This window comes from Bradyrhizobium sp. SHOUNA76 (genome assembly GCF_023006445.1).
Lineage (GTDB): Bacteria > Pseudomonadota > Alphaproteobacteria > Rhizobiales > Xanthobacteraceae > Bradyrhizobium.
Map to the genome: position 1 here is coordinate 1 of NZ_JALBHA010000445.1, position 5,450 is coordinate 5,450.

Consider the following 5,450-nt stretch of genomic DNA (forward strand, 5'->3'; position numbering starts at 1 on the left):
CTCGATGGGCGCGGCCATCGGCATCGGCATGGGCTGCGGCGCAGGGGTCGGCGGCGCGGTCCGCACCGCGCGCAGATCACCCTCGATCATGGAGAGGCGATCGACGACATGGCCGAGCGCGCTATGGACGGCGTCGAGCGAGTCCTGGGTGCTCCGGTTGGTCTCGGCCTGGCTGAAGCGGATGTCGGACAGCTCGCGCTTGACGAGATCGACCATTCCGGAATCGGCCGGCGGCGCGGAGCTGCGGCTCTCCGCCAGTGCGGAGTAAGTCGCCTGCTGCCGCTCCAGGTGCCGCAGAATGTCGTGCAGCCCGTCCTCGACGCGGCTCAAATTGCCGTTGCGCGGGTCGGAGGCGGCTTCGATCCGCTCCAGCAAATACGAGACACGCTGTTCGAGATGCGCGAAGGTCGAGGCCGAATCGTTCCCGACCTGCATGCGGTCGAAGCGGTCCGACAGCGCGCGGATGGCGGATTCGAGATGCTCGGTGCTTTCGGATGGCTGGGGCCGCTCGCGGGTTTCCAGCGCCGCGGTGAGCGCCGCAATGCGCTGCTCCAGCACTGCAAAGCTGTCGCCCTGGCCGGAGGCGCGGGTGACCTGGTCGACCTTGGACGACAGCAGCTGCACGTCTTCGGACAGGCGTGCCAGCGCTTCGTTGGACGCGACGTTGGAGACGATGCCGCGCAGCGCCGAGATCGCGCTTTCGAGCTGATGCACCGTCGAGGGATCGTCATTGGCGCGCAGGATCAGATCGAGCTTGGCGCCGAGATTGCGGATCGCCTCGTCATAGCCGGTGAGCTGCTCGGCCGGCGTCAGCGTGCGCAGCACCTGCTTGATGTCGGACAGTGCGTGCTCGATGCCCGACAGCACCTGGCCGTCGGTGCCGCTGGAACGCGTCTCGTCGATGCGCCGATGCAGCGAGCGGATCTCGTTCTCGATCGATTCGATCGCACGGCGTGGCATCGCCTCGGTGATGGCGGTGCGGATCTCGGCAAGCTCGCTGCGAAAGGCGTTGATCGCCTGCTCGGTATTGTCAGGGCGCTGGAGCGATTCGATCTGGCTCGTGATCTTGAGCAGATGGCGCTCGAGCGATGAGAAATCAGGCCCTGCTTGCGGTGGCGGCGGAGCATAGGCAGGCGCGGGTGGCGCCGCCATTGATGTCATGGGGGGCGCGAAGGGAGCCGCATTGGGCGCAATGGAGGGCGCGGCACGCGGCGGCATCTGCCGCGGCGTGAAGCCGTCGAGCTCGCTCTGCCGCGCGGTGATCTCGGCGACGGCGACGTCGAACGAAGCGGGGCTCAGGGGAGGGGCGTTGCGATAGACCTGCGCTGCCGCACGCTCGACCATATCGGCCTGGCGCTGTCGCGTCTCGACCGGAGACGGTGCAGGTGAAGGTGCCGGCCGCGGCGGCTGAGGCTGCTGCGGCTTCGAGATCTGCGACAGCCGCGCGTCGAGCCGCGAGATCGCATCGTTGAGCTGGCGCGCGACGCCCTGCTCGCGCGAAGCGTCCTGTCGTGAAGCGTCCTGTCGTGAAGCGTCCTGGCGCTGCGCGGGTTTCGCGATCCGTTCGATCTGCTGGGTGATCGCGTCGAGCCGTTGGTGGATGTCGGCGACTTCGCGGCTCTCCTGACTCGGTGCTTGGCTCGGAGGAGCGTGGGGCGCTTGCTGACGCTGGTCGTAAGGTGCGCGAAAGTTCGGTGGCGCAGTTTCGCCGAGCGTGGAGTTCAGCCAATCGTTGAGTGACATGCCGGCTCTGCGCGCAGCAGCTTCGGCCCGCTCCCGGACGGATGGGTCGATGCCGTCAACACTCCACGATACGCGCGAATTCATGACTCTGTCCGGTTCCGACTCCGGCGCCCCACCCGGCGCCTCCAGCCTCCCCACGCGCGCCAGTTGTAAACACAACCGAATTTGGCGCAGGTCGTCTGCCTCGAAAACCGACTTTTGTCCGTTACGGTAAATAACGGGTTAAGGAACGCGTCGCCGGTGTCTTAAAGTTGGGCGGCGATGCCAACCCCGGAACTGGTGCGCTCCTCCCCCGCTCCTTCGGCGCGACCGCTCCCGCAAGCGGGAGAGGTGACTAACACCGCCAATGCCGCTCAGCCCTTCCCCTCTCGCTTGCCGTCTTCCAGCGGCACCACGCTGGCCTTGCCGCTCATCGCCGAGAGCGCCTCCAGTGTCTCTTCGCAGAAGTCGGCCACCATCTGCTCGTGCCGAGCCCCTAAGCGGAGCAGGAGCAGGTTGCCGAGGTCGAGCCTGCCTTCCGCCGTTCCGTCCGGGAAACGCTTCTTCAGGATGCGCTCGTAATTGGCGTGGCGGTCGCGGTGGTGCTCCAGGCGCGCCATCAGGTCGGTGCGCAGCGGCTCGATGTCGATGCTGTCGAGGGCGTGGAGGCGGACCAGGAGGTCATCCTTGGTCGAGGCTGGCGTGCTTGGCCGCGCGGCCCAGTGCCGCAGCGCTGTTCTACCCTCGGGCGTAAGCGTATAAACCAGCTTGTTGGGCTTGCCTGATTGCACGACCTCCCGGCCCTGGATGTGGCCGCGGTCGCGCAGCTTGGAGAGCTCGCGGTAGATCTGCTGGTGGTCGGCCTTCCAGAAGAAGCCGATCGAGGAATCGAATGTCTTGGCGAGCTCGTAACCCGTCATCGGACGTTCCGTCAGGCATGCGAGGATTGCGTCGCCCAGCGCCATGGCCGGCCTCCTTCTTCTTCGATCCTAACCAACCAGCTTGACTTTATGCGTATCGGCGCATATGCGTCAATGTGCATATGAGGCAGCTTGCGGGCCGGTCACAGGTCCGACTGAAAAATCCAGCGAAATCAATCTCCTCGCTACTGTGCATGGGGTTGTTTTCGCACTTTTTGCCTTTGCCCTAGGGAGGCACCTGAGCATGACCGGCCTCGATTCCTGGTACGCCTACATGAAGTCCCATGACCGCGCCGCGCTCTGGGATCTGCTGCACCCCGATGCCGTGTTCGAAAGCCCCGTCGTGCATTCGCCGCAGCGTGGCCGCGACATCACCTTCAAATACCTCTCCAGCGCCGAGAAGGTGCTCGGCGGCCCAGGTTTCACCTATGTCGGTGAATGGCGCAGCGACACTGGTGCGGTGCTCGAATTCAAGAATGTCATCGACGGCATCGAGATCAACGGCGTCGACATCATCAGCTTTGATGCCGAGGGACGCATCACCCATTTCAAGGTGATGGTGCGTCCGCTCAAGGCGATCAACATGCTGCACCGCCTGATGGCGGAGCAGCTTGCCGCCCAATCATGACCCTGCCCTGAGGTTGCCGAACCCGCTAAGCTCGCGGGCAAAGGCTGCGCCTCATCACTTCAAGCCCCATGCCGGGAGACCACCATGCCGATCTACAAAGCCCCCGTCGAAGACGTGAACTTCCTGCTCAACGACGTCTTCCAGATCGACCGCTACGATAATCTCGCCGGCTTCTCCGATGCGTCGAGCGATGTGCGCGAAGCCATCCTCGGCGAAGCCGCCAAGCTCGCCGAAGAGGTGCTGCAGCCGCTCAATCGCGTCGGCGATCTCGAAGGCTGCAAGCGTGCCGATGACGGCAGCGTCACCACGCCGAAGGGTTTCAAGGACGCCTTCATGCAAGTCGCCGAGGGCGGCTGGCTCGGTCTGTCGGCGCCGACCGAATTCGGCGGCCAGGGCCTGCCGGTGACGCTGAGCCAGGCGGTGAACGAATTCCAGATCTCCGCCAACATGGCGTTCTCGATGTATGGCGGCCTGACCATGGGCGCGACCGCGGCGTTGATCGTCCACGGCACGCCCGAGCAAAAGCAGACCTACGTGCCGAAGATGGTGGCGGGCGAATGGACCGGCACCATGAACCTGACCGAGCCGCATTGCGGCACCGATCTCGGCATGCTGCGCACCAAGGCGGTGCGCCAGGCCGACGGCAGCTTCAAGATCACGGGCACCAAGATCTTCATCTCGGCCGGCGAGCATGATCTCGCCCCCAACATCATTCACCTCGTGCTCGCCCGCATCGAGGGCGCGCCCGCCGGCATCAAGGGCGTGTCGCTGTTCGTGGTGCCGAAGTTCCTGGTGAACGCGGACGGTTCGGTGGGCGCGCGCAACGGCGTCGTCTGCGGCTCGATCGAGCACAAGATGGGCATTCACGGCAATTCCACCTGCGTGATGAACTACGACAACGCCACCGGCTGGCTGATCGGCGAAGAGAACAAGGGCATGCAGGGCATGTTCGTGATGATGAACGAGGCCAGGCTCGGCGTCGCCGTGCAGGGCCTCGCGCAATCCGAGGTCGCCTATCAGAACGCGGTCGCCTATGCCCGCGAGCGCATCCAGGGCCGCGCGCTCACCGGCGCCAAGGCGCCGGACAAGCAGGCCGACCCGATCATCGTGCATCCCGACGTGCGCCGCACGCTGCTCTCGATCCGCGCCTTCAACGAGGCCGCGCGTGCCTTCGTGATGTGGACCGCGCTGAAGAGCGACGTCGCTCATCGCTCCGAAGACCCGAAGGACCGCCAGGCCGCCGACGATCACATGGGCCTGATGACCCCGGTGCTGAAGGGCTTCCTCACCGATTACGGCTTTGCCAACGCGGTGCAGGCGCAGCAGATGTATGGCGGCCACGGCTATATCGCCGAGCAGGGCATGGAGCAGTTCGTGCGCGATGCGCGTATTGCGATGATCTATGAAGGCGCCAACGGCATCCAGGCGCTGGACCTCGTCGGCCGCAAGCTGCCGCGCGACGGCGGCCGCGCCATCATGGCGTTCTTCGGCGAGGTCATGGCCTTCGCCAAGGAGAATGGCGGCGACGAGGCGCTGAAGCCCTTCATCACCCCGCTTTCGGCCTCGCTCGGCCATCTCCAGCAGGCCACGACCTGGCTGATGCAGAACGCGATGGCAAAGCCTGATAATGCCGGCGCTGCCGCAACCGATTACCTGCATCTCTTCGGCTTCGTCGCGCTCGGCTACATGTGGGCGAAGATGGCGAAGGTGACGAATGCCAAGATTGCCGAGAGCGGGGCGACGCCCTATCTCTCGACCAAGCTCGTCACCGGCCGTTTCTTCATGGAGCGGATGCTGCCGGAGACCGCCGCCAATCTCGCGCGCATCCAGGCCGGCTGCGCCACCATCATGGAATTGCCGGCGGAAGCGTTCTGAGGCTTTCCGCTTCACCAGCGATCGCGACCGCGCAGCGGTCGCCGCGACAATAACTGCAATCAGGAGGCTCCCATGGCAGATGCCTATATCTACGATCACGTCCGAACCCCGCGTGGCCGCGGCAAGGCGGACGGTGCGCTGCACGAAGTCACGGCGCTCGCGCTCGCGACCGTGCCGCTGAAGGCGCTGAAGGACCGCAACAATTTGCCTGAGGATTCCGTCGACGACGTCGTGCTCGGCGTGGTCGATCCGGTCGGCGAGGCCGGCTCCGACATCGCGGGCTTCGCCGCGCTGAAGGCCGGTCT

At 65.3% G+C, this 5,450-nt stretch carries 3 protein-coding genes and 2 pseudogenes; 3 read left to right on the forward strand and 2 right to left on the reverse strand.

The window, feature by feature from the left end:
• Both MOV74_RS30290 and MOV74_RS30295 read right to left on the reverse strand, forming a co-directional pair.
• Positions 1–1,827, reverse strand: a pseudogene (locus MOV74_RS30290) (hypothetical protein); the annotation flags it as partial.
• A 269-nt stretch (positions 1,828–2,096) separates the two neighbouring features.
• On the reverse strand, positions 2,097–2,687 hold the full coding sequence (locus MOV74_RS30295) for a PadR family transcriptional regulator (RefSeq protein ID WP_246930424.1): 591 nt from the start codon (positions 2,685–2,687) through the stop codon (positions 2,097–2,099).
• 199 nt (positions 2,688–2,886) lie between these two features.
• On the opposite strand from MOV74_RS30295, the gene MOV74_RS30300 reads away from it, so the two are divergent.
• From MOV74_RS30300 to MOV74_RS30310, 3 genes and pseudogenes are all read left to right on the forward strand, one after another.
• Positions 2,887–3,270, forward strand: a complete 384-nt coding sequence (locus tag MOV74_RS30300) for a nuclear transport factor 2 family protein (protein WP_246930426.1) — start codon at positions 2,887–2,889, stop codon at positions 3,268–3,270.
• Positions 3,271–3,354: 84 nt separating this feature from the next.
• Positions 3,355–5,145: an acyl-CoA dehydrogenase C-terminal domain-containing protein gene (locus tag MOV74_RS30305; protein ID WP_246930428.1), complete on the forward strand. Its 1,791-nt coding sequence runs from the start codon at positions 3,355–3,357 to the stop codon at positions 5,143–5,145.
• A gap of 72 nt (positions 5,146–5,217) precedes the next feature.
• Positions 5,218–5,450: pseudogene (locus MOV74_RS30310) on the forward strand (acetyl-CoA C-acyltransferase); the annotation flags it as partial.

Excerpts from the sequence above, each read along its gene's own strand:
- MOV74_RS30295 (WP_246930424.1), bottom strand. The coding sequence starts at position 2,687 with ATGGCGCTGGGCGACGCAATCCTCGCATGCCTGACGGAACGTCCGATG.
- MOV74_RS30305 (WP_246930428.1), top strand. The coding sequence starts at position 3,355 with ATGCCGATCTACAAAGCCCCCGTCGAAGACGTGAACTTCCTGCTCAAC.
- MOV74_RS30300 (WP_246930426.1), top strand. The coding sequence starts at position 2,887 with ATGACCGGCCTCGATTCCTGGTACGCCTACATGAAGTCCCATGACCGC.